This is a genomic window from Amycolatopsis ruanii (assembly GCF_003385175.1).
GTDB lineage: Bacteria > Actinomycetota > Actinomycetes > Mycobacteriales > Pseudonocardiaceae > Amycolatopsis_E > Amycolatopsis_E thermalba.
In genome coordinates, this window is sequence record NZ_PQHY01000082.1 from 1 (window position 1) to 22,345 (window position 22,345).

Here is a 22,345-nt window from a genome sequence, read left to right on the forward strand (position 1 = left end):
TCGGAGATGTGTATAAGCGCCAGCCCCAGGCGCCGGCCCCGCAGCGGCGTCCGGAGCCCCAACACCCGGCGCCGCGGCGGCAGGCCCCGGCCGCGAAGGCACACCCCCAGGCACCCAAGCCCCCGGCACCGCGTCCCGGTGCGGGCGGCTCCGGCCAGTCCGGCTCCGTGGTGCCGCCCAAGCCGCAGGGCCCCAAGCCCGGGCCGAAGCCCGGTCCGCGCGCCCCGCGGCCCGGCAACAACCCGTTCGGTGTCGGCCAGGGCGCTCCGGCGCCGCGTCCGCCGGCACGTCCCGGCGGCCAGGGCGGCGAGCGCCCGGCCGAGCGGTCCGGCGGCGGTGACCGTCCGGCTCCGCGTCCCGGTGGCGGCACCCGCCCGAGCCCGGGCAACATGCCGCCGCGCCCGAACCCGGGCATGATGCCCGGCCGCGTGCAGCAGCGGGACGATGGTCCCGGCGGTGCCGGCCGTGGTGGTCCCGGTGGCGGCCGCGGTGGCGCGGGCGCGGGCCGCGGCGGACCGGGTGGTCCCCGTGGCGGCGGCGCTCCGCGTGGTGGTCCCGGTGGCGGCGGTGGCGGCGGCGGTTTCCGCCCCGGTGGCGGCGGCGGCGCTCCCGCCGGTGGCGGCTTCCGCGGTGGCGGCGGCGGTCGTGGCGGCGGCGGTGGCCGCGGTGGCACGGCCGGTGCCTTCGGCCGTCCGGGTGGACCCTCGCGCAAGGGCCGCAAGTCGAAGCGGCAGAAGCGCCAGGAGTACATGGAGAACATGCAGGCGCCTTCGGTCGGTGGCGTCCGGCTGCCCAAGGGCGGCGGGGAGACCATCCGGCTCCCGCGGGGCGCCTCGCTGACCGACTTCGCGGAGAAGATCGACGCGAACCCGGCCTCGCTGGTGCAGGTGCTGTTCCACCTGGGTGAGATGGTCACCGCGACGCAGTCCGTCTCGGACGAGGTGCTGGAGCTCCTCGGCTCGGAGATGAACTACAACGTCCAGGTGGTCAGCCCGGAGGAGGAGGACCGCGAGCTGCTGGAGACCTTCGACATCACCTACGGTGAGGACGAGGGTGGCGAGGAGGACCTGCAGGTCCGCCCGCCGGTGGTGACCGTCATGGGTCACGTCGACCACGGTAAGACCCGCCTGCTCGACACCATCCGCAAGACGCGGGTGCACGAGCGGGAGGCCGGCGGCATCACCCAGCACATCGGTGCCTACCAGGTCGAGACCGAGCTCGACGGCAACGAGCGCCTGATCACCTTCATCGACACCCCGGGTCACGAGGCGTTCACCGCCATGCGTGCCCGTGGTGCGAACTCCACCGACATCGCGGTGATCGTGGTCGCCGCGGACGACGGCGTCATGCCGCAGACGGTGGAGGCGATCAACCACGCCCAGGCGGCCAAGGCGCCGATCGTGGTCGCGGTCAACAAGATCGACAAGGAAGGCGCGAACCCGGACAAGATCCGGCAGCAGCTCACCGAGTACAACCTCGTGGCCGAGGAGTACGGCGGCGACACCATGTTCGTCGACATCTCGGCTCGCGAGAACATCAACATCGACGGGCTGCTCGAGGCGATCCTGCTGACCGCGGACGCCACCCTGGACCTGCGGGCCAACCCGGACATGCCGGCCCAGGGCGTCGCGATCGAGGCGCACCTGGACCGCGGCCGCGGCCCGGTGGCCACCGTGCTGGTCCAGCGCGGCACCCTGCGGGTCGGCGACTCGGTCGTCGCCGGCGACGCGTACGGCCGCGTGCGGCGGATGGTCGACGAGTACAACGAGGACGTCACCGAGGCGCTGCCCTCGCGTCCGGTCCAGGTCATCGGCTTCACGTCGGTGCCGGGCGCGGGCGACACGTTCCTCGTCGTCGAGGAGGACCGGGTGGCGCGGCAGGTCGCCGAGCGCCGCCAGGCCCGCATCCGCAACGCGCAGAACGCCGCGAAGCGGAAGCGCGTCAGCCTGGAGGACCTGGACTCCGCGCTGAAGGAGACCAACAGCCTCAACCTGATCATCAAGGGTGACAACTCCGGTACGGTCGAGGCCCTGGAAGCGTCGCTCATGCAGCTCGACGTCGGCGAAGAGGTCGAGCTGAACGTGGTCCACCGCGGCGTCGGTGGTGTCACGGAGAGCGACATCGACCTGGCGACGGCCTCCGACGCGATCGTCCTGGGCTTCAACGTCCGGGCCGAGGGCAAGGCGACCGAGCGGGCCAACCGCGAGGGCGTCGACGTCCGGTACTACACGGTGATCTACCAGGCGATCGACGAGATCGAGCAGGCCCTCAAGGGCATGCTCAAGCCGGAGTACGAAGAGGTCGAGCTGGGCCGCGCCGAGGTCCGGGAGGTCTTCAAGTCCTCCAAGTTCGGCACCATCGCCGGTTGCCTCGTGCAGTCCGGGGAGATCCGCCGCAACGCGAAGGCGCGTCTCCTGCGGGACAACGTGGTCGTCGCCGAGAACCTGCCGGTCAGCTCGCTGCGGCGGTTCAAGGACGATGTGGTCGAGGTCCGCGAGGGCTACGAGTGCGGTCTGACGCTCGGGTCCTACAGCGACATCAAGGTCGACGACATCATCGAGACCTACGAGCAGCGCGAGAAGCCGCGCGTCTGAGTCGGGTAGTGGTGCGCGGGGCCGGTCTGGTGACCGGCCCCGCGTCCTCACCTGGGACAGGGAACCCATGTACGTAGGTGCGCTCGAACTCGACGTCCTGTTCGGCGACGTCCATTCGCTGAAGCAGAAGCGGTCGCTGGTGCGGCCGCTGATCGCCGAGGTGCGCCGCAGGTTCGAGGTGTCGGTCGCCGAGGCCGGCCACCTGGACCTGCATCGCCGCGCCCTGATCGGGGTGGCGGTGGTGGCGGCCGACGGTGAACATGTTCGTGACGTGCTCGACGGCTGTGAACGGCTGGTGGCGCAGCGCCCCGAGTTGGAGCTGCTCTCCGCCCACCGCCGCCTGCTCGGGCCAGAAGACTAAGGGGAGTGCGTGATGGCCGATCCGGCTCGCGCCCGCAAGCTGTCCAAGCGGATCTCGCAGATCGTGGCGTCGGCGATCGAGCACGAGATCAAGGACCCGCGGTTGAAGAACGTGACGATCACCGACGCGAAGATCACCGCGGACCTGCACGACGCGACCGTGTACTACACGGTGCTGGGGGAGACGCTGGAGTCCAAGCCGGACTTCCCGGGCGCGGCCGCCGCCCTGGAGTCGGCGCGCGGGGTGCTGCGCAGCCGGGTCGGGCAGGGCACGGGGGTGCGGTTCACGCCGACGCTGACGTTCGTCGCGGACACCATCCCGGAGGACGCCCGGCACATCGAGGACCTGCTGGCGAAGGCCCGCGAGGCCGACGCCGAGCTGGCCCGCCGCGCGGCCGCTGCCCAGCACGCCGGTGACCCGGACCCGTACAAGCAGCCACGCGAGGCCGACGAGGACGACTCCGACGAGGAGTAGTCCCACCCGGTTTCGGTCGGCGGTGGTCGGGTTGCCGCTGCGCCGCGATGCCGGCGAGAGCGATGCCGGCGAGGAGTTGCCGCGCCCGGTCTTGACCCGCGGTGCTTGGATTGCCGCAGCACTGCCGCTGCGACGCGATCTGAGGGGGTCCGCGTGGGGTCGATGGGATGGCTGTACCCGTTCCGTTCCCGGCCGTGGGCCGAGATCGCCGCGGAGTTCCACCGGCTCGCCGACGCGCGGCCGGCCTACCGGCCCATGGCCGAGATCGTCGACAGCGTGCTCGGCTCGGGCACCGTCCTGCTCGGCACGACATCGCTGGGTGATCTGATCGTGGTCGATCGCCCCGTGCCGCGCGCGCCGTGGGGTGCCGTCGTGGTGTCCGGGCCGTGGTCCCGGCGCGCCGCGGTCGCGCCCGGCCGGGTGCGGGTGGAGCACGTGGGCGCCGACGGTGAGTCCGACGAACGTCCCGTCGCCGAGGCCGTGCCGCTGTTCTGGTGCTTCGTGACCCGCAAGTTCGGCGTGATGCCGGCCGCTCAGGTGTCCTGAGGCCGGAGCCCGTCGAGCAGGAACGTCAGGTGCCGGCGCCAGTCGCCGAGCGGAGCGGCCTGGGTGGTGGCGGCGATGGCGAAGGCCAGGTCGTCGAGCCCGAAGTCCGGGCGCAGCACCCCGGCGTCGTGGGCCCGTGCCAGCACTTTCTCGAACACCTCGCCGACCCGCTCCCGGGCCGCCCGCAGCCCCGGCGCGTCGGGGAGCGCGCTCGTGCACAGTTCGGTCATGCCGCGGTCCACCGTCTGCAGCTCGCAGGTCCGCACGATCAGCTCGACCAGCCCGTCCCACGGGTCGTCGGCCCCGAGTGCCTGCTCGGCCTCGCTCGCCCAGTGGTCGAGCATGCCGCCGAACGCCGCCGCTACCAGGTCCATCCGCGTGGGGAACCGGTTGTAGAGCGTCCCGATTGCGACCCCGGCGCGTCGCGCGATCTCCTCCAGCGGCGCGTCCAGGCCCTTCTCGCCGAACACTTCGCGCGCGGCGGCGATCAGCAGCTCGCGGTTGCGCTGCGCGTCGCGGCGAAGGGGACGGGTCACGGCATCCAGTATAAGAAACTTGAGGATTGCCTCATATTGAGATAGAACTTGAGGGGTCACTCAACTTATCTGGAGGCGAATCGAGATGCAGACACTCGCGATCTTCGGCGCCGGTCCGGGGATGGGCCTGGCCACCGCCCGCCGGTTCGGCAAGGAGGGCTACCAGGTCGCGCTGGTGGCGCGCCGCGCGGACCGGCTCTCGTCCTTTGTGGAGACACTGGCCGCGGAAGGCGTTGCGGCGCGGGCGTTCCCGGCGGACCTCAACGACCTCGACGGCCACGCGCGGCTGCTGGCGGACATCGGGCCGGTGGACGTCGCGGTGATCAACGGCTCGCTGGATCTCGCGCTGCTGAAGCCGGTGCGCGACCTGGACGTCGAGACCCTGCGGGCGGCCGTGGAGAGCGTGGTCCTGGCGCCGCTGTCGCTGACCCGGCTGCTGCTGCCGGGGATGCTGGAGCGCGGTTCGGGCACGCTGCTCTACGGGTTCGGCTCGTCGGCGAAGAACCCCGAGCCGATGCTGGCCGGCGCCGGTGCGGCCCAGGCCGCGCTGCGCAACTACGTGCTCGCGCTGCACGCCGACCTGGCCGGCACGGGCGTGTCCGCCGCCGCGATCACCATCGGCTCGCTCATCCGCGACAGCGACGCGGAAAAACTGTTCGACGCCTCGGCCGAGGCCCGCCGCGGCTTCGAACCGGACCGCGTCGACCCGGCCGGCCTCGCCGAGATGCTCCTGCGCATGACCCAGCACCGCGGGCCGGCCGAGCAGATGGTCGGTGAGCTGGCCGGCTAGATGTCAGGGCGTTCGGTGTCCGTCATGTTCGCCATCGGTAGTCACGGGATCCGCTCTGGACCGACCCGGCGGAAGGCCCGGTAGAGGGCCCGGACCCGTTTCAGAATCATCGAGATCGTCAACAGCATCTGAACCGCGATGGCGACCAGGACCGCGCTGATCGGTGTTGGTAGTGGCTGGCTGGTGTCCGTGAAAAGTGCCAGCCAGCCCAACAAGGCGGTGAGGACAAGTCCGAGCAAGACCGCGTACGAGATGTTCGCCCGAAGTTCATCGGTGAGCCTGTTCATCAAATTCTGATACGCGGGGTCGGTCTTGTCTGTCGCGCGCATGGTCAGGTCGAAGAGAAGAACGAAGACGTTGAAGATCAGACCTGTCAGGATCGCGACAGCTGCGAGTACTTCTGGCACATGGCTCGCCTGCGAGCCTTGGATCCACACGACGGCGGCCAGGCCCACTGGAACGCCGAGGAACATCAAGTAGTCCCGTACGCGCGGTCTGCCGGACTCCGCGTCCCGCAGAGTGCCGTAATGATCCTTGATAAGTGCGAGTGTGGAGAACTTGCTGCTGCCCTTACTCGATCGCCCCCTCACTTGGCCCCTCCTGCTTTGGTAGCTCCACCACAGTCCTCAGGCTCTCTTCGGACCAGGAGCCAGTCTGCCAGGTGGTACCGACAATCTGAGCGCCGAAGGCCTGCGCGACTTCTGCCACCATCCCGCTCACTTCGCGGTAAAAGGCCTGGTCATCAGGCCTGTCGCGGCCCTGAATCTGGTACACGAACGACGGCATCCGGTCCGCGGAGATTGACAACGTGGTACTCCGGTCTCCCACTTCCATCCGTACGTTGAGCTCATCGAAGTCGAGCGAACCGACCGACAGCAGCCGTCGCCGGGCGCTGTCGTCGCGGCGAAACTTCTCGGTCAAGCCGCGGGTGAACTCCGGGATGCGTCCCTTGCTGATCTTCATCTCCAGCCGGCCCAAGTGCGCCTGGTTGTCCCGAACTTCGAGTTGATCGGCGATGTCTGGTGGAAGGCCCGATCGCTTCAGAGTCACGGCGCCGATGCGCGCTTGATCCAAGAACGCCTGCAGGGCGTTCTCGTGAACCACGGCGTCAAAGTCGATCACCATCCTCGTGTGCGCGCGAAAGCCCCGCTTCAGCAGCGGGACGATCTGCGTCGTTCCGGTCGAGCCTGATACGGACTCCAACGCCAGGAGGCCGACGGTGGACTTGGTGCCGGCGACGATCAAGCCGCGCCGCCGGTTGCTCTCGATGTGGTGCTCCGCACGAGTGAAGACCGGATGACTGCCGCTTGCTGCCGGATCGATGAACGTGGAGTTGACCCCGCTGGTGCCAAGATCAGCTATGAAGCGGACTGACCGTCCTGCGGGGGTCACTCCTTGAACAGTCAGGTGCTTGGTCTTCTCGTCCACGCGGCGGCCTAGCAGGCCGTTGAGCAGGCCGTAGAGGGTCACGATCGCGTCGGAACGAGATCGTGGGATCCCATGCGCATCGGCGCCTTCACCGCACAGTTCGCCGAGCGGAAGGCGGGTTGCGGCATCGCCATGCCTATGCACGCTGAAGGTGTAGAACCGGTAACCGTATTTGCCCACGTAGCCGATCTCCTTGTTCAGGTGATCGACTATTGTAAACAGCGTCCAAGCGACGACTTTGAGGCGTCGTCAAACGGCTTTCAGGCGGGTTTGCGCGCGACGATCAGGTCCCGCAGGATCGCCTGGTCGACCCGGTGCGCGAACTCCTCCCACGGCCCGCCGGCGCGAACCTCCAGCCCGGCGCGGTCGAGGATCGACGCGATCTCCTCGCGCTTGGCGACGTGCGTGTTCCAGCTCAGGCCCAGCGCGCCGCCCGGCTTGAGCACCCGCGCCCACACCGGCACGGCGGCCGCCAGCAGGTCGCGCGGGCTCCGCGTGAGCTCGTCGGGCTGGTGGCTGCCGTGCTGGACGCCGTAGGGTGCGTCGGCGACCACGACGTCGGCCGAGCCGGCCTTGAGCAGCTCGTCGGTGGTCAGGGTGTCGGCGTTGAAGAACGTGACGTGCCGCGCGTCGCCGGCCTTCCAGCGTTCCTTCTCCAGCGCGTAGGAGATCTCCAGGCGCTGGCCGAGCCGGTGCTTGTGCCGCCGCAGCGGGCCGGAGTCGGCGTTGTGCTTGACGCGCTTCTGCCGCAGCCAGGTCTTGATGAACCGTTCGTAGGCCTCGAAATCCTTCTTGTCGACGTCCAGCCCGGTCGCGTCCAGGCCGTACATCATCGCCTGGTTCAGCGTGGTGCCGCGGCCGCACAACGGGTCCACCACGTGCAGCGGGCGGTCCAGGAACTCGGCGGGCCGGGACCGGGACAGCAGCGTGACGTTGAGCAGCAGCTTGGTGAACAGCTCGTTGGTCTTGCCCGGGTACTTCTGGATCGTGAGCAGGTCCGAGTCGAACCGGTCCAGCGGCGTGATCTCCAGCGGGCGCAGCAGGTCGCCGCTGAACTCGAACAGCGCGTACAGCGACGAGAGGTTCGACAGCAGCGCGATGTCCTCTTCGGACAGCGGCTCCGCGGTGGCGAACGTGACGTAGGTGACGCCGCCGATCCGGCGCTCGCCGATCTCGGCCGGCGGTGTGCGCAGGGCCTCGCCGAACACGGTCAGTTCGGCCCGCAGCAGACCGGCGGAGGCGTCGGCGTAGACGCGGTTGGCGCCGGGGTAGAGGAGGATCCCGTAGTCGAACATCGGGAAAAAGCGTAGCTTGCCCGCATGAGCACCTCCGCCCCGCTCGACTTCCCGCGCGCCGCAGGGCTGCTGCGGCAAGCGAACGACGTCACCCTGCTGGCCCACGTCCGCCCGGACGCCGACGCGCTCGGCAGCGCGCTGGCCCTCGGCCGGGCGCTCTACCTGCGGGGCGCGACGGTCCGCGTGTCCTTCGCCGAGCCCGCCGAGGTGCCGGAGAGCCTGCGCGGCCTCGACGCCGACAACCTGGTCGTGCCGGCCGCCGAGGTGCCGCCGTCGGCCGGGCTGCTGGTGTGCCTGGACACGCCGAGCCCGGCGCGGTTGGGTTCGCTGGCCGGCCGGGTGGACGCGACGCGCGCGGCCGGCGGCGAGGTGCTCGTGGTCGACCACCACGCGTCGAACCTGCGTTACGGCTCGGTGCACCTGGTCGACGACACGGCCGAGGCGACCGCGGTGCTGGTGCTGGCGCTGCTGGACGAGATGGGGGTGGCGCTGGACGAGCCGATCGCGCGCTGCCTGTACGCGGGGCTGGTGACCGACACCGGCGGCTTCCGGCGGGCCCGGCCGTCGACCCACCACGCGGCGGCCCGGTTGCTGGAGGCCGGGGTCGACCCCGACCGGCTCGCGCGCGAAATCATCGACGACCACCCGTTCGCGTGGCTGCCGATGCTGTCCGCCGTGCTGGCGACCGCGCGGCTGGAACCGGAGGCGGCGCAGGGCTTCGGGCTCGTGCACGCGGTGGTGACCGCGGACGTGGCCGCTACGGTGCGGCTGGAGGAGGTCGAGGGCGTGGTGGACGTGATCCGCTCGACGCGCGAGGCCGAGGTCGCGGTGGTGCTGAAGGAGCAGGCGCCGGGGGAGTGGTCGGTGTCGTTCCGGGCGATCGGGAAGATCGACGTGTCCCAGGCGGCGCGCAGCCTGGGCGGCGGCGGGCACCGGCTGGCGGCCGGCTGCACGATCCACGGCACGGCGGAGGAGGGACTGGCACTGGTGCGGCGCGCGCTGGCGGAGGCACCGCTGCTGAGCTGACCGGTTGCCGGGGCCTCGCAGCCGTGGTGGCTGTGAGATGCGCGTTGCGCTGGGACTGGGTTGGTGGCCTGGCGTGGTCCCGGCGGGGTGCCGCGTGTGGTGCCTGGCGGGCGCCGCGCCGGGGGCTGTCGGGGCTGTCCGGCGCAGACCCCGAGGGAATTCTGCCGGCGCACGCCACGCTGGAGCCCGCGCCGGAGCGCTCGCCGCCGCCGGGGAGCTGATCTTGTCGGACCCCCCGGTTAACCTGCGAGCGTGTCCGAAACCGTGGAGTCCGCCGGCGAGAAGGTGCCGGCCCGGCGTGTCCTGGGGCTGGCCGTCCCGGCGCTCGGGGTGCTCGCCGCCGAGCCGTTGTACGTTCTCGTCGACACGGCCGTCGTCGGGCATCTGGGGGCGCTTCCGCTCGCCGGGCTCGCCGTCGGCGGCGTCGTGCTCGCCCAGGTTTCCACCCAGCTGACGTTCCTGTCCTACGGCACCACCTCCCGCACCGCCCGCCTGCACGGCGCCGGCCGCCGGGCGGAGGCGGTCAGCGAGGGCGTCCAGGCCACCTGGCTCGCGATCATCGTCGGGCTCGTCGTGCTCGCCGCGGGGCAGCTGCTCGCCGGGCCGGTCGCGCGTGTGCTGTCCGGCAGTGACGAGGTCGCCGCGGCGGCGGTGTCCTGGCTGCGCATCGCGTTGTTCGGGGCGCCCCTGATCCTGATCACCATGGCCGGCAACGGCTGGATGCGCGGAGTCCAGGACGCGGCCCGCCCGCTGCGGTACGTCCTGGCCGGCAACGGGATCTCCGCGGTCCTCTGCCCGCTGCTCGTCTACGTCGCGGACTGGGGACTGGAAGGCTCGGCCGTCGCCAACGTCGTCGCCCAGGTGATCAGCGCCGGGCTGTTCCTGCGGGCCCTCGCCGCCGAGAAGGTGCCGCTCCGGCCGCATCCGAAGGTGATGCGCGCGCAGCTCGGCCTCGGGCGGGACCTCGTGCTGCGCAGCCTCGCCTTCCAGGCGTGCTTCGTCTCCGCCGCCGCGGTCGCCGCCCGCACCTCGACCGCGGCCGTGGGCGCGCACCAGATCGTGCTGCAGCTGTGGACGTTCCTGTCCCTGGTCCTGGACTCGGTCGCGATCGCGGCGCAGTCGCTCGTCGGGGCGGCGCTGGGGGCGGGCTCGGCGCGGCAGGCGCGCGGGGTGGCCGGGCAGATCACGCGCTACGGGCTGATCATGGGCTGCGTGCTCGGCGTGGTGTTCGCCGCGGTGTCGCAGGTCCTGCCGCACGCGTTCACCTCCGACGCCGGCGTGCTGGGCGAGGTGCCGCACGCGTGGTGGTTCTTCGTGGCGCTGCAGCCGATCGCCGGGGTGGTGTTCGCGCTGGACGGAGTGCTCCTCGGCGCGGGCGACGCGGCGTTCCTGCGCACCGCGACGCTCGTCAGCGCGGCGCTCGGGTTCCTGCCGCTGATCTGGGCCTCGCTCGGCTTCGGCTGGGGGCTGACCGGCATCTGGACCGGGCTGTCGCTGTTCATGGTGCTGCGCCTGGCCGCGGTGGTGGCCCGCTGGCGCTCCGACCGGTGGACGGTCGTCGGCGCCGTCCGCTGACGCCCTCCGCGCGGCGTGGGTGCCATGCGATCGGGCGGATTCGATGCCCGGCTCGAAACCGCTGCCGCCAGATAGGAGCCCCGTCTGCCGAACGGGTGGACCCCGCTCGGCCATGTGGCTGAAAACACTTCGGTAACAGGTAAGTTTCAGCCTTGCATAGGCGATACAACTATCGGGACGGCGATGCGGGCGTCCCCGTGCCGAATCGTCGCCTATCCATTCCGGGAGGAATCCTTCGTGCCGCCGCAGCAGGCACCCGTGACCGGCAGGGCCAGCCGCCGGTCGTGGCTCATCTGGTTCACCGCCGCCATCGTCTACCTCCTCTCCGTCTTCCACCGCACCTCGTTCGGGGTCGCCGGGCTGGAAGCCGCCGACCGGTTCGGGGTCGGCGCCGCCGCGCTCTCCACGTTCACCGTCCTGCAGGTCGGCGTCTACGCCGCCATGCAGATCCCCACCGGCGTCCTCGTCGACCGCTTCGGGCCGCGCAAGGTGCTCACCGCCGCGCTGCTCTTCCTCGGCCTGGGCCAGATCCTCGTCGCCGTCGCGGACACCTACGCGCTGGGCCTGCTCGCGTCCGGGGTGCTCGGCTTCGGTGACGCGCTCACGTTCGTCAGCGTGCTGCGCCTGATCGCCGCGCACTTCCCGGGCCGCCAGTACGCCGTCGTCACCAGCTTCACCACCGCGATCGGCTTCCTCGGCAACCTCGCCGCGACCGTCCCGCTCACCCTGCTGCTCGCCGGACCCGGCTGGACCCCGACGTTCCTCGCCGCCGGCCTGGTCACCGCGATCTACTCCGCCGTCGTCGCCGGCCGCGTCCGCGACACCGCGGCCGGCGCCACCCCCAAGGCCGGCCCGGTCCACGCCCGCGAGCTGGCCCGCCAGGTCCGCACGGCCTGGCGCGTCCCGGGCACCCGCCTCGGATTCTGGGTGCACTTCTCCACGATGTTCGCCCCGAACGTGCTGACCCTGCTGTGGGGCGTGCCGTTCCTGGTGCAGGGCCAGGGCCGCCCGGCCGCGACCGCCAGCGCCCTGCTGACCGTGTTCGTGTTCGGCTCGATGATCGGCGGCCCGCTGGTCGGCAGCATCATTTCCGCCCGCCCCGGCGCGCGGATGCCGCTGGTGCTCGGCTACCTCGCCGGCGCCGCGGTGGTGTGGGCCGTGCTGCTGAGCTGGCCCGGCCAGATCCCGGTCGGCGTGCTGGTGCCCGCGTTCGCCTTCCTGTCGCTGGGCGGCCCGGCCTCGATGATCGGGTTCGCGCTGGCCCGCGACTACAACCCGCTGTCCCGCGTGGGCACCGCGGTCGGCGTGGTCAACGTCGGCGGGTTCGTCGCCACGACGGTCACCGCGCTGGTGGTCGGCGTGCTGTTGCAGCTGACCGGCGGCCAGTTCCGGGTCGCGCTGCTGGCCGTCGTCGCGCTGCTGGCGCTGGGCACGTTCCGCATGCTGGTGTGGTGGCTGCGTGCCCGCGCCGAGCTGTTCGCCGCGCAGGAGCGGGGCGAGCACGTGCCGGTGCAGGTGCGCCGCCACGTGTGGGACGCCCCGGCGAGGAAGGTCCCGCAACCCGCATAACGGCGCCCCGTAAGGTGTCCAGCCGTGTCCCAGCCGAAGACTCGACGCCCCGCGCCCCCGCCCGGCCTGCTCGTGGTGGACAAATCGCCGGGCATGACGTCCCACGACGTGGTGGCGCGGGTGCGCCGGATCATGGGCACCCGCAAGGTCGGGCACGCCGGCACGCTCGACCCGATGGCGACCGGCGTGCTGGTGCTGGGCATCGAACGGGCGACCAAGCTGCTGGGCCACCTCGCGCTGGACCGCAAGACCTACCTCGCCACGCTGGCCCTCGGCGTGTCGACCACCACCGACGACGCCGAGGGCGAGCACCTCTCCACGGCCGATCCGGACGCGCAGGCCGCCGTCACCGACGCGGCGATCGCGTCCGGGATCGCCGCGCTGACCGGGGAGATCCAGCAGGTCCCGAGCGCGGTGAGCGCCGTGAAGATCGCCGGCAAGCGGGCGTACGCGCGCGTGCGGGCCGGTGAGGAGGTCGCGCTGAAGCCGCGGCCGGTCACCGTCTACCGCTTCGACCTGCTCGCCACCCGCCGCGTGGCCGATCGCATCGAGCTGGACGCGGTCGTCGAGTGCTCGTCGGGCACCTACGTGCGGGCGCTGGCCCGCGACCTCGGGGAGGCGCTCGGGGTGGGCGGTCACCTCGCCGCGCTGCGCCGCACCACGGTCGGCCCGTTCGGCATCGCCGCCGCGCGCACATTGGAGCAGCTGGAGGAGAAGCCGGAGCTGTCGTTCGACCTGGACCAAGCCGTGGCCGCGGCGTTCCCCCGCTACGAGGTCGACGCGGCGACCGCCCGGGCCGTCCGATATGGACAGCAGGTGCGCGCCTCCGGGATCGAGGGCACCTACGGGGTGTTCGACCCGGACGGCCACGCGCTCGCTCTCGCCGTCGATGCCGGCGGCGTGGCCCGCTCGGTGGTCGTCCTGGCTCCGGCTTAGAGGCCAGCCGCTTCCCCACCACCACCCTCAACGGTCGCGCTTCGCGCGGCAGTACCCTTCAGGCGTGCAGAGGTGGCGAGGGCTTGCTGATCTCCCCGGGGGCTGGGGACGGTGTGTGGTCACGATCGGCGTGTTCGACGGGGTGCACCGCGGGCACCAGGCGCTGATCGCCCGGACGGTCGAGGTGGCCAAGACCCGCAACCTGCCCAGCGTGATGCTGACGTTCGACCCGCACCCGTCCGAGGTCATCCGGCCCGGGAGCCATCCCGCCCAGCTGACCACGCTGCGCCGCAAGGCGGAGCTGGTCGAGCAGCTCGGCATCGACGTGCTGTGCGTGCTGCCGTTCACCGCGGAGCTGTCCCGGCTGACCGCGCACGAGTTCGTGCACGAGGTGCTGGTCGACCGGCTGCACGCGGCCGCCGTCGTGGTGGGGGAGAACTTCACGTTCGGGCACAAGGCCGCCGGTGACGTGGCCCTGCTCAAGGAGCTGGGCCGCCGGTTCGGGTTCGCCACCTACGGCGCCGAGCTGCAGGGCGGCAGCATGCCCGACGGCGAGTACGCGGAGATCACCTTCTCCTCGACCTACGTCCGGTCGTGCATCGACGCCGGTGACGTGGTCGCCGCCGCCGACGCGCTCGGCCGGCCGCACCGGCTGGAGGGCATCGTGGTGCGCGGCGACGGCCGGGGCCACGACCTGGGCTACCCGACGGCCAACCTGTCCACGCCGCGGTACGCCGCGGTGCCCGCCGACGGCGTCTACGCCTGCTGGTTCGTCCGCGACAACCAGCCCGGCCGGCTGCTGCCCGCGGCCGTGTCGGTCGGCACCAACCCGACGTTCTCCGGCCGTGAGCGCACGGTGGAGGCGTTCGTCCTGGACGTGGACGAGGACTTCTACGGCCAGCACGTGGCGCTGGACTTCGTCGGCCGCCTGCGCGACATGGTGAAGTTCGCCAGCGTCGACGACCTCGTCGAGCAGATCGGCGACGACGTGCGCCGCACCCGGGCGATCCTCGGCCTGGACGGCTGACCGCGACGAGTGCGAATGCGAATCGTCGGGTGATTCCGCCCCGCGCGCCCGATCCCACCTGGCAAGATGGGCTCGGCGCGGGCCAGGGCTGTTTGGGGAGAGCAGGGAGCACAGCACGTGGATGACCACAAGATCGTCCAGCGGAACATCGCCCTCCAGCGGGAGTGGTACGGCGAGCCGCTGGGGGACCGGGTGCGCCGTCTCGTGGTCGCCTTCGACGTCTCGCAGGCCTACCTGGCCGAGGTGCTGGGCATCAGCGCTCCGATGCTGAGCCAGGTGATGAGCGGCCGCCGCGCCAAGATCGGCAACCCGGTGGTGCTCGCGCGGATGATCATGCTCGAACGCAAGTGTCTCATCCCCGAGGTCGCCGCCGGCCACAAGGAAGCCCTGATGGCCGCGCTGGAGGACGTGCGCGACGCGCGGCCCACGGTCGGCCGCGACACCTTCCCGGTCAACGCGCTGTCCGAGGAGCGGGCGGTGCTGTCCGCGCTGCGGGACATCGCCGAGGACGAGGACCTGATCGAGGCGGCCAAGCGGCTCGACGACGAGTTCCCGGCGCTGGCCGACCTGCTCCGCCGCGCCGGGCAGCAGGGCTGAGCCGTGGTGCTGTTCTCGGCGGTCCTGCCGCCCGCCGACGTGGTGGCGACCCTGACCGCCGAGATCGGTGGCCTGCCGGAGCTGGACGGGGTGCGCTGGAGCTCGCCGGACAACTGGCACGTCACCCTGGGTTTCTACGGCGAGGAGGACCCCGCGGAGCGGGCCGGGTGGCTGCGCCCGCGGCTGGCGGGAATGCCGGCGCCGCGGATCTGGTTGGAAGGTGCGGGCACGTTCACCCGGGTCCTCTACCTCGGGGTGTACGGCGAGGGGATCACCGAACTCGGCCTCGCCGCCGGAGCCGGTGACGAGGGCCGCCCCTACCTGCCGCACCTGACGCTGGCGCGCACGCGCGAGCGGGTGCCGCCGGAGCTGGCGCGGCGGCTGTCCGGCTACCGCAGCCGGATGTGGACGGCCGCGGAGGCGGTGCTCATGCGGTCGCAGCGGACCGCCGGGGGTGTCCGGTATGCGGTGGTCGAGCGGTTCCCGCTGTCCCAGCAGGCCAGGTAGGGCACACCCTGATACGCTGAACCACCGGGTCCGGCTGCAGTCCGTGGCGGCCGCGACCGACTACCCGCGTTCAGCGGGCCTCACGGCACAGAACAACACAGAGGAGAGAACTCAGTGGCGCTGTCCACCGACGAGAAGAAGTCGATTCTGACCGAGTACGGTCTGCACGAGTCCGACACCGGGTCCCCGGAGGCCCAGGTCGCGCTGCTCACCAAGCGGATCATCGGTCTCACCGAGCATCTCAAGGTGCACAAGCACGACCACCACTCCCGTCGCGGCCTGTTGCTGCTGGTCGGCCGTCGTCGCCGGCTGCTCAACTACGTGATGAAGGTGGACATCGAACGCTACCGGTCGCTGATCCAGCGACTCGGCTTGCGCCGATGACGTGATCGACAGGGGGAGTGACCACGGTCGCTCCCCCTCGGTCCATAACGAGGAAAGAAAGAGGAAGGGCAGGCGCTCGAGGGCAAGGACGCCGGTCCTCGGTAGTGGCTTACGGGAGAGTCCCGTTGGCTTCGATCGAAGACCGGCTCGTTCCTCGGACGACGCCCCGCACGGGCGGGGCGCACTGCTGCCCGAACGAACGAGGAGTCAATTACACATGACCGAAGCAAGCGGACCCGTCGTGCACGAGGCCGAGGCCGTCATCGACAACGGCAGGTTCGGAACTCGCACGATCCGCTTCGAGACGGGCAGGCTCGCCCGGCAGGCCGCCGGCGCCGTCGTGGCCTACCTGGACGAAGAGACCATGCTGCTGTCGGCGACCACCGCCTCCAAGCAGCCGAAGGAGCACTTCGACTTCTTCCCGCTGACGGTGGACGTCGAGGAGCGGATGTACGCCGCGGGCCGGATCCCGGGCGCGTTCTTCCGCCGCGAGGGCCGTCCCTCCACCGACGCGATCCTGACCTGCCGCCTGATCGACCGGCCGCTGCGCCCGTCGTTCGCCGACGGCCTGCGCAACGAGATCCAGATCGTCGTCACGGTGCAGAGCCTGCACCCCGAGGACCCCTACGACGTGCTGGCGATCAACGCCGCGTCGGCCTCGACCCAGATCGGCGGCCTGCCGTTCTCCGGCCCGATCGGCGGCGTGCGCGTCGCCCTGATCGAGGGCCAGTGGGTGGCGTTCCCGACCTGGACGCAGCTGGAGCAGGCGACCTTCAACATGGTCGTCGCCGGCCGTGTCGTGGGTGACGACGTCGCGATCATGATGGTCGAGGCCGAGGGCACCGAGAACACGCTCGACCTGATCGCGGGGGGCGCCCCGGCGCCGACCGAGCAGGCCGTGGCCGAGGGCCTGGCCGCCGCCAAGCCGTTCATCCGGGTGCTGTGCGAGGCGCAGCAGAAGCTCGCCGACGCGGCCGCCAAGCCGACCGGTGACTTCCCGGTGTTCCCCGCCTACCAGCCCGACGCCTACGACGCGGTCGCCGCGATCGCGACGGAGGACCTGGCCAAGGCGCTGACCATCGCCGGCAAGCAGGAGCGCGAGAACGCCACCGACGAGGTCAAGGCCGCGGTGCTGGCCAAGGTCGGCCTCGGCGAGGGCGAGGCGTTCGAGGGCCGTGACAAGGAGATCGGCGCCGCGTTCCGCTCGCTGACCAAGAAGCTGATCCGTCAGCGCATCCTGCGCGACGAGGTCCGCATCGACGGTCGCGGCCTGACCGACATCCGCCAGCTGGCGGCCGAGGTCGCGATCATCCCGCGGGCGCACGGTTCGGCGCTGTTCGAGCGCGGCGAGACCCAGATCCTGGGTGTCACCACGCTGAACATGCTGCGCATGGAGCAGCAGATCGACTCGCTGTCGCCGGAGACGACGAAGCGGTACCTGCACCACTACAACTTCCCGCCGTTCTCCACCGGCGAGACCGGCCGCGTGGGCTCGCCCAAGCGGCGCGAGATCGGCCACGGCATGCTGGCCGAGCGCGCGCTGGTGCCGGTGCTGCCGAAGCGGGACGAGTTCCCCTACGCCATCCGGCAGGTGTCGGAGGCGCTGGGCTCCAACGGGTCCACCTCGATGGGCTCGGTCTGCGCGTCCACGATGTCGCTGCTCAACGCCGGCGTGCCGCTCAAGGCGCCGGTCGCGGGCATCGCGATGGGCCTGGTGTCCGACGAGGTCGACGGCGAGACGCGGTACGTCGCGCTGACCGACATCCTCGGCGCCGAGGACGCCTTCGGTGACATGGACTTCAAGGTCGCCGGCACCCGGGACTTCATCACCGCGCTGCAGCTGGACACCAAGCTCGACGGCATCCCCTCCGACGTCCTGGCTGGCGCGCTGAACCAGGCCAAGGACGCCCGGCTGACCATCCTCGAGGTGCTGGCCGAGGCCATCGACACCCCGGACGAGATGAGCCCGTACGCCCCGCGCGTCACGAGCGTGAAGATCCCGGTCGACAAGATCGGCGAGGTCATCGGGCCGAAGGGCAAGATGATCAACTCGATCACCGAGGAGACCGGCGCCGACATCTCGATCGAGGACGACGGCACGATCTACGTGGGTGCGGCCGACGGCCCGTCCGCGGAGGCCGCGATCAGCAAGATCAACGCCATCGCGAACCCGCAGCTGCCGAAGGTGGGCGAGCGCTTCCTGGGCACCGTGGTGAAGACGGCCGCGTTCGGCGCGTTCGTCTCGCTGCTGCCGGGCAAGGACGGCCTGATCCACATCTCGAAGCTGGGCAACGGCAAGCGCATCGCCAAGGTCGAGGACGTGGTCAACGTGGGCGACAAGCTCCGCGTCGAGATCGCCGACATCGACAACCGCGGCAAGATCAGCCTGGTTCTCGTCAAGGACGAGGAAGAGGGCGAGAAGAAGGCCGAGGACGCTCCCGCCGAGGGCGCCGAGGCCGACGCCAAGTAGGACTGGAGCGGTAGCCGGGAAACGGCCCGTCCCCGGGCGGGGCGGGCCGTTTTCCGTGTTCCCGCCACGGATGTTGGGATTCCATGGCGCGACAGATTGCTGGGCACGAGCAGGCCGCGGGCACCACCCGCACGCTCGAGACCGGGGCGAACGGCCAGGTCGTCAAACGCACGGTGCTGCCGGGCGGGCTGCGGGTGGTCACCGAGCACGTGCCGGGGGTGCGGTCGGCGACGGTGGGACTGTGGGTCGGGGTCGGCTCGCGGGACGAGCCGCCGAAGGTCGCCGGCGCGGCGCACTACCTGGAGCACCTGCTGTTCAAGGGCACCACCAACCGGTCGGCGAAGCAGATCGCCGAGGAGATCGACGCGGTCGGCGGTGAGCTGAACGCGTTCACCGCCAAGGAGCACACCTGCTACTACGCGCAGGTGCTCGACGAGGACCTGCCGCTGGCGATGGACCTGGTCACCGACGTGGTGTTCGAGGCGCTCTGCGCGGAGTCCGATGTGGACACCGAACGCAGCGTGGTGCTCGAGGAGATCGCCATGCGCGACGACGATCCCGAGGACCTGCTGCACGACACGTTCGTCACCACCGTGCTGGGCTCGCACCCGCTGGGGCGACCGGTGCTGGGCACGACGGAGTCGATCACCGGGATGTCGGCGAGCGGGCTGCGCGGGTTCTACCGGCGCCGCTACACGCTGCCGAAGATGGTGCTCGCGGTGGCGGGCAACGTCGAGCACGCGCAGGTGCTCCGCCTGGCGCGCAAGGCGTTGCGCGGCCGTCTGTCCGGTTCGGACACACCGGTGCCGCCGCGGACGGGCCGGGCGCGGGTGGCCGCGGACCGGCGGCTGGTGCTGCACAGCGACGACACCGAGCAGGCGCACGTCATGCTCGGCATGAAGGCCCTGTCGCGGCACGACGAGCGCCGGTACGCGCTGTCGGTGCTCAACGCCGCGCTCGGCGGCGGGATGAGCTCACGGCTGTTCCAGGAGGTGCGCGAGCAGCGCGGCCTGGCCTACCAGGTGTACTCGTCGGTGGCGACCTACGCCGACACCGGCCATTTCTCCGTCTACGCCGGGTGCCAGCCGGAGCGGCTGGGCGAGGTGTCGGCGGTGCTGCGGGACGTGCTCGGGCAGGTCGGCAAGGACGGGTTCACCGACGCCGAGGTGGCGCGCGCCAAGGGCCAGCTGCGCGGCGGGATCGTGCTGGGCCTGGAGGACACCGCGTCGCGGATGTCGCGCATCGGCAAGCAGGAGCTCAACTACGGCGTGCACCTCACGGTCGACGAGTCGGTGGCGCGCATCGCCGCGGTGACCACCGAGGAGGTGTGTGAGCTGGCCCGCACCCTGTTCGGGACGCCGGGAGGGGTCACCGCCGCCTCGGTGGTCGGGCCGTACGCTGCCGAGCAGGACCTACCGGAAGATCTGCACGAGGTGATCGCGAAATGAACCCCCGCGGCGAGGACAACCCGATCCGGGTCGGCGTGCTGGGCGCCCAGGGACGGATGGGGGCGCAGGTGGTCAAGGCCGTCGGCGGCGCACCCGACATGACGGTCGTGGCGACCGTGGACGCGGGCGACGACCTGAGCGCGCTGACCGAGGCCGGCGCGGAGGTGGTCGTCGACTTCACCCACCCGGACGCGGTGATGGGCAACCTGGAGTTCGCCGTCGCCCACGGGCTGCACGCCGTGGTGGGCACCACCGGGTTCACCGAGGAGCGGCTGGAGTCGGTCCGGTCGTGGCTGGCGGGCAAGCCGGAGGTCGGGGTGCTGATCGCGCCGAACTTCGCGCTCGGCGCGGTGCTCGCGATGCGGTTCGCGCAGCAGGCGGCCCGGTTCTACGAATCGGTCGAGGTCATCGAGCTGCACCACAACCGCAAGGCCGACGCCCCGTCCGGCACGGCGGCGCACACCGCGCGGCTGATCTCGCAGGCCCGCCGCGAGGCCGGGCTGAAGCCGGGCGCGGACGCGACGACGAGCGAGCTGGACGGCGCCCGCGGCGCGCGGGTGGAGGACGTGCACGTGCACTCGGTGCGGCTGCCCGGGCTGGTCGCGCACGAGGAGATCCTGTTCGGCCAGGAGGGTGAGACGCTCACCATCCGGCACGACTCGATGGACCGGACCTCGTTCATGCCGGGCGTGCTGCTCGGGGTGCGGGAGGTGCTGGGCCGTCCGGGCCTGACCGTCGGCCTCGAGAACGTGCTCGACCTGTGAGGATCCGCAACGTCGCCCTGGTGCTGACCGCCGCGCTGGTGGTCTACCTGGTGCTGCTCGGGGCGCGGGGCGTGGAGTTGATCGCGACCGGCACCGGGGTGGGGATCGCGCTCGGTGTGGGTGTGCTGGTGCTGCCGCTGCTCGGGCTGTGGATGGTGATCGCGACCTGGCGGTCCGGGACGCGGATCCAGCGCCTGGCGCGGCGGCTGGAGTCCGAGGGCGGGCTGCCGGACGTGGCGGACCTGCCGCGCCGCCCGTCGGGCCGGGTGGACCGCGCCGCGGCGGACGCGTGGTTCGAGGAGCGCCGGGCGGAGCTGGAGCAGCACCCCGAGGACTGGCGGTACTGGTACCGGCTGGCGCACGCGTACGACATCGCGGGCGACCGGCGCCGCGCCCGCGCCACCATGCGCAAGGCACTGGACCTGGAGGCGCGCGAGTCCGCCCGATGAGCACGCGGATTGCCCGATGGATGCGGAAGAGCAGCCGCCACGACCACCGGGCGGCAGCCGACCCCGGCGACGGCCACCGTGCCGTGGTCGACGATCGCAGGTGTCGGCCTCGTCCAGGTGGTGCGTCGTCCGGAGCACCGTGCCGCCCTCGCGGAATTCCGCGGTCCACCAGGTCCGCACCCACTGGGCGACGACGTCCACGGTGTGCATCGTGCCGGCCACCCCGGGCTGCGACACTGCTCGGGTGGATGAGGAACTCCTGGTCGCGGGTTATCTGTCCGTTCCGCGCGCCGCGCGGGAGGGGTGGCCCTCGGCGTGGCTGCCGGAGCCGTTCATCAGCGTGAGCGAGTGCCTCACCGGTGCCCGGCAGGACCCGGCTCCTGCCGCACGAGCAGCGCCCCGGGGTCCGCGTCTGCCGGTCCCATCCCGAAGCCGGTCCGGGCCTCCTCGACGAGCGCGGCGGCGTCGGGGCGGCTGAAGCCGAGCGCTATCAGGTGCCCGTCGAACTTCGCAGCCGCGCCGAGGCCTCCTCGGTGCTGGCGTGGATCCTGGGCCTGCCACCGGACGAGGCGCCGAAGCCGGCGCACTGGACCGTGGCCGCCATCGCCGAACTGGGTCACTCCCGCCGCTGACGGCCTGTCACCTCGCCGAGGGCGTCCGCCGACCGGCTGACGAACTCCGCGAACGGTCCCGGCTCGAACGGGGCCGCGGCCTCCAGCCGCGCGACCGCCTCCGGTGGCAGCGTCACGTCCAGCGCGGCCACGCTCTCCGCGACCCGGTCCGCCGTCCGGAACCCGATCAGCGGGTGCACCACGGCCGACCGCGCCCGCGACCACGCGATCGCCACCTGGGCCGGCGTCACCCCCAGCTCGTCCGCCACCGCGCGCACCGCCGCGGCCACCCGCTGCTGGCTCGCCGACGGCGAAGCGACCCGGCCCGAACCCGTCAGCGCGCCGTGCTCCAGCACGCCCCACGCGGCAACGCTCAGCCCCAGCTGCTCGGCCATCGGCAGCACATCCCGTTCGATGTCGCGGTTCAGCAGGCTGTAGGGCACCTGCACGCCCGCGAACGGCGTCCACCCGCGCCACTCCGCCAGCACGTCCGCCCGGCTGACGACCCACGCCGGCGTGTCGGACACCCCGAGGTAGCGGACCTTCCCGGCCCGGACCAGGTCGTCGAGCGCGCGCAGCGTCTCGGCCACCGGCGTGTGCGGGTCCCACGTGTGCACCCACAGGATGTCGACGTAGTCCGTGCGCAGGCGCCGCAGGCTGCGCTCCAGCGAAGCGATCAGGTTCTTGCGGTGGCTGCCCCCGGAGTTCGGGTCGTGCGGGTCGCGCGGGAGCGTGTACTTGGTCGCCAGCACGAAGCGGTCCCGGTCGGTGAGCACCTCGCCGAGGACGCTCTCGCTCTCCGCGTACGCCGACGCCGTGTCGATCACGTTGCCCCCGGCCGCGGCGTAGGCCTTGATCACGCGCCGCGCCTCGTCCGGCTCCTGCAGCGCCATCGCGCCGAGGAACATCTCCGCGACCCGCAGGCCGGTGCGCCCGAACAACCGGTATCTCATGGTGC

Annotated in this window: 23 protein-coding genes; 18 read left to right on the forward strand and 5 right to left on the reverse strand. The window is 71.6% G+C overall.

What is annotated here, in order from left to right; translation table 11 throughout:
* The first annotated feature begins 8 nt into the window (after nt 1-8).
* The 4 genes from infB (at nt 9) to D0D28_RS29995 (ending at nt 3,975) form a co-directional block, all read left to right on the forward strand.
* Nucleotides 9-2,594 carry a translation initiation factor IF-2 gene (infB, locus tag D0D28_RS29980; RefSeq protein WP_430732412.1) on the forward strand — a complete coding sequence of 862 codons (2,586 nt, stop codon included), beginning with the start codon at nt 9-11 and terminating at the stop codon, nt 2,592-2,594.
* A 67-nt stretch (nt 2,595-2,661) separates the two neighbouring features.
* On the forward strand, nt 2,662-2,955 hold the full coding sequence (locus D0D28_RS29985) for a DUF503 domain-containing protein (protein WP_094005847.1): 294 nt from the start codon (nt 2,662-2,664) through the stop codon (nt 2,953-2,955).
* A 12-nt stretch (nt 2,956-2,967) separates the two neighbouring features.
* Nucleotides 2,968-3,429 carry a 30S ribosome-binding factor RbfA gene (rbfA, locus tag D0D28_RS29990; protein ID WP_094005848.1) on the forward strand — a complete coding sequence of 154 codons (462 nt, stop codon included), beginning with the start codon at nt 2,968-2,970 and terminating at the stop codon, nt 3,427-3,429.
* Nucleotides 3,430-3,591: 162 nt separating this feature from the next.
* Nucleotides 3,592-3,975 (forward strand): hypothetical protein, encoded by a 384-nt coding sequence (locus D0D28_RS29995; RefSeq protein ID WP_116114367.1) that lies wholly within the window; start codon nt 3,592-3,594, stop codon nt 3,973-3,975.
* Here the strand turns inward: D0D28_RS29995 and D0D28_RS30000 are convergent.
* Complete coding sequence (locus D0D28_RS30000) at nt 3,963-4,511, reverse strand: TetR/AcrR family transcriptional regulator (RefSeq protein ID WP_094005849.1); 549 nt, start codon at nt 4,509-4,511, stop codon at nt 3,963-3,965. The genes D0D28_RS29995 and D0D28_RS30000 overlap by 13 nt on opposite strands.
* 85 nt (nt 4,512-4,596) lie before the next feature.
* Between D0D28_RS30000 and D0D28_RS30005 the strand changes: the two genes are divergently transcribed.
* A complete protein-coding gene (locus tag D0D28_RS30005) occupies nt 4,597-5,301 on the forward strand; it encodes an SDR family NAD(P)-dependent oxidoreductase (RefSeq protein ID WP_116114369.1) in 705 nt (234 codons plus the stop codon).
* 41 nt (nt 5,302-5,342) lie between these two features.
* Here the strand turns inward: D0D28_RS30005 and D0D28_RS30010 are convergent, their stop codons facing one another.
* The 3 genes from D0D28_RS30010 to D0D28_RS30020 form a co-directional block, all read right to left on the reverse strand.
* The gene (locus D0D28_RS30010) at nt 5,343-5,774 is read right to left on the reverse strand and encodes a hypothetical protein (protein ID WP_162831235.1); all 432 of its coding nucleotides are present in this window, start codon (nt 5,772-5,774) and stop codon (nt 5,343-5,345) included.
* Nucleotides 5,775-5,871: 97 nt separating this feature from the next.
* Complete coding sequence (locus tag D0D28_RS30015) at nt 5,872-6,909, reverse strand: hypothetical protein (protein ID WP_162831236.1); 1,038 nt, start codon at nt 6,907-6,909, stop codon at nt 5,872-5,874.
* Nucleotides 6,910-6,989: 80 nt separating this feature from the next.
* The gene (locus D0D28_RS30020) at nt 6,990-8,024 is read right to left on the reverse strand and encodes a TRM11 family SAM-dependent methyltransferase (protein WP_116114375.1); all 1,035 of its coding nucleotides are present in this window, start codon (nt 8,022-8,024) and stop codon (nt 6,990-6,992) included.
* 24 nt (nt 8,025-8,048) lie between these two features.
* On the opposite strand from D0D28_RS30020, the gene D0D28_RS30025 reads away from it, so the two are divergent.
* The 13 genes from D0D28_RS30025 to D0D28_RS35890 all read left to right on the forward strand — a co-directional run bounded on the left by D0D28_RS30025 (nt 8,049) and on the right by D0D28_RS35890 (nt 21,408).
* Nucleotides 8,049-9,050: a DHH family phosphoesterase gene (locus D0D28_RS30025; RefSeq protein ID WP_094005854.1), complete on the forward strand. Its 1,002-nt coding sequence runs from the start codon at nt 8,049-8,051 to the stop codon at nt 9,048-9,050.
* 252 nt (nt 9,051-9,302) lie between these two features.
* Entirely contained in the window at nt 9,303-10,625 is a 1,323-nt protein-coding gene (locus D0D28_RS30030) for an MATE family efflux transporter (protein WP_162831237.1), read from the forward strand.
* A 258-nt stretch (nt 10,626-10,883) separates the two neighbouring features.
* A complete protein-coding gene (locus D0D28_RS30035; protein ID WP_116114377.1) occupies nt 10,884-12,194 on the forward strand; it encodes an MFS transporter in 1,311 nt (436 codons plus the stop codon).
* Between the two features lie 24 nt (nt 12,195-12,218).
* Nucleotides 12,219-13,130 (forward strand): tRNA pseudouridine(55) synthase TruB, encoded by a 912-nt coding sequence (gene truB / locus D0D28_RS30040; RefSeq protein ID WP_116114379.1) that lies wholly within the window; start codon nt 12,219-12,221, stop codon nt 13,128-13,130.
* 64 nt (nt 13,131-13,194) lie between these two features.
* Nucleotides 13,195-14,157 carry a bifunctional riboflavin kinase/FAD synthetase gene (locus tag D0D28_RS30045; protein ID WP_116114381.1) on the forward strand — a complete coding sequence of 321 codons (963 nt, stop codon included), beginning with the start codon at nt 13,195-13,197 and terminating at the stop codon, nt 14,155-14,157.
* Between the two features lie 117 nt (nt 14,158-14,274).
* Entirely contained in the window at nt 14,275-14,754 is a 480-nt protein-coding gene (locus tag D0D28_RS30050) for a helix-turn-helix domain-containing protein (RefSeq protein ID WP_116114383.1), read from the forward strand.
* A 3-nt stretch (nt 14,755-14,757) separates the two neighbouring features.
* Complete coding sequence (gene thpR, locus D0D28_RS30055; protein WP_116114385.1) at nt 14,758-15,261, forward strand: RNA 2',3'-cyclic phosphodiesterase; 504 nt, start codon at nt 14,758-14,760, stop codon at nt 15,259-15,261.
* A gap of 114 nt (nt 15,262-15,375) precedes the next feature.
* Entirely contained in the window at nt 15,376-15,645 is a 270-nt protein-coding gene (gene rpsO, locus D0D28_RS30060) for a 30S ribosomal protein S15 (RefSeq protein WP_017981770.1), read from the forward strand.
* A 217-nt stretch (nt 15,646-15,862) separates the two neighbouring features.
* Complete coding sequence (locus D0D28_RS30065; protein WP_094005860.1) at nt 15,863-18,115, forward strand: polyribonucleotide nucleotidyltransferase; 2,253 nt, start codon at nt 15,863-15,865, stop codon at nt 18,113-18,115.
* Between the two features lie 83 nt (nt 18,116-18,198).
* Nucleotides 18,199-19,563: a M16 family metallopeptidase gene (locus tag D0D28_RS30070; RefSeq protein WP_116114387.1), complete on the forward strand. Its 1,365-nt coding sequence runs from the start codon at nt 18,199-18,201 to the stop codon at nt 19,561-19,563.
* Nucleotides 19,560-20,327, forward strand: a complete 768-nt coding sequence (gene dapB, locus D0D28_RS30075; protein WP_094005862.1) for a 4-hydroxy-tetrahydrodipicolinate reductase — start codon at nt 19,560-19,562, stop codon at nt 20,325-20,327. The genes D0D28_RS30070 and dapB overlap by 4 nt, the downstream gene beginning before the upstream one ends.
* Nucleotides 20,324-20,776, forward strand: a complete 453-nt coding sequence (locus D0D28_RS30080) for a tetratricopeptide repeat protein (protein WP_116114389.1) — start codon at nt 20,324-20,326, stop codon at nt 20,774-20,776. Before dapB ends, D0D28_RS30080 begins: the two co-directional genes overlap by 4 nt.
* Before the next feature lie 359 nt (nt 20,777-21,135).
* Nucleotides 21,136-21,408, forward strand: coding sequence for a hypothetical protein (locus D0D28_RS35890; RefSeq protein WP_162831234.1), 273 nt, complete (start codon nt 21,136-21,138; stop codon nt 21,406-21,408).
* Here D0D28_RS35890 and D0D28_RS30090 read toward each other — a convergent pair.
* On the reverse strand, nt 21,393-22,340 hold the full coding sequence (locus D0D28_RS30090) for an aldo/keto reductase (RefSeq protein WP_094005865.1): 948 nt from the start codon (nt 22,338-22,340) through the stop codon (nt 21,393-21,395). The two genes, D0D28_RS35890 and D0D28_RS30090, sit on opposite strands and share 16 nt — an antisense overlap.
* Between the last annotated feature and the right edge of the window lie 5 nt (nt 22,341-22,345).

Coding starts and splice junctions, on each gene's coding strand:
- D0D28_RS30010 (WP_162831235.1), bottom strand. CDS start 5,774: ATGTTCCTCGGCGTTCCAGTGGGCCTGGCCGCCGTCGTGTGGATCCAA.
- rbfA (WP_094005848.1), top strand. CDS start 2,968: ATGGCCGATCCGGCTCGCGCCCGCAAGCTGTCCAAGCGGATCTCGCAG.
- D0D28_RS29995 (WP_116114367.1), top strand. CDS start 3,592: ATGGGATGGCTGTACCCGTTCCGTTCCCGGCCGTGGGCCGAGATCGCC.
- D0D28_RS30020 (WP_116114375.1), bottom strand. CDS start 8,024: ATGTTCGACTACGGGATCCTCCTCTACCCCGGCGCCAACCGCGTCTAC.
- D0D28_RS29985 (WP_094005847.1), top strand. CDS start 2,662: ATGTACGTAGGTGCGCTCGAACTCGACGTCCTGTTCGGCGACGTCCAT.
- D0D28_RS30065 (WP_094005860.1), top strand. CDS start 15,863: ATGACCGAAGCAAGCGGACCCGTCGTGCACGAGGCCGAGGCCGTCATC.
- D0D28_RS30070 (WP_116114387.1), top strand. CDS start 18,199: ATGGCGCGACAGATTGCTGGGCACGAGCAGGCCGCGGGCACCACCCGC.
- D0D28_RS30025 (WP_094005854.1), top strand. CDS start 8,049: ATGAGCACCTCCGCCCCGCTCGACTTCCCGCGCGCCGCAGGGCTGCTG.
- D0D28_RS30090 (WP_094005865.1), bottom strand. CDS start 22,340: ATGAGATACCGGTTGTTCGGGCGCACCGGCCTGCGGGTCGCGGAGATG.
- D0D28_RS30005 (WP_116114369.1), top strand. CDS start 4,597: ATGCAGACACTCGCGATCTTCGGCGCCGGTCCGGGGATGGGCCTGGCC.
- dapB (WP_094005862.1), top strand. CDS start 19,560: ATGAACCCCCGCGGCGAGGACAACCCGATCCGGGTCGGCGTGCTGGGC.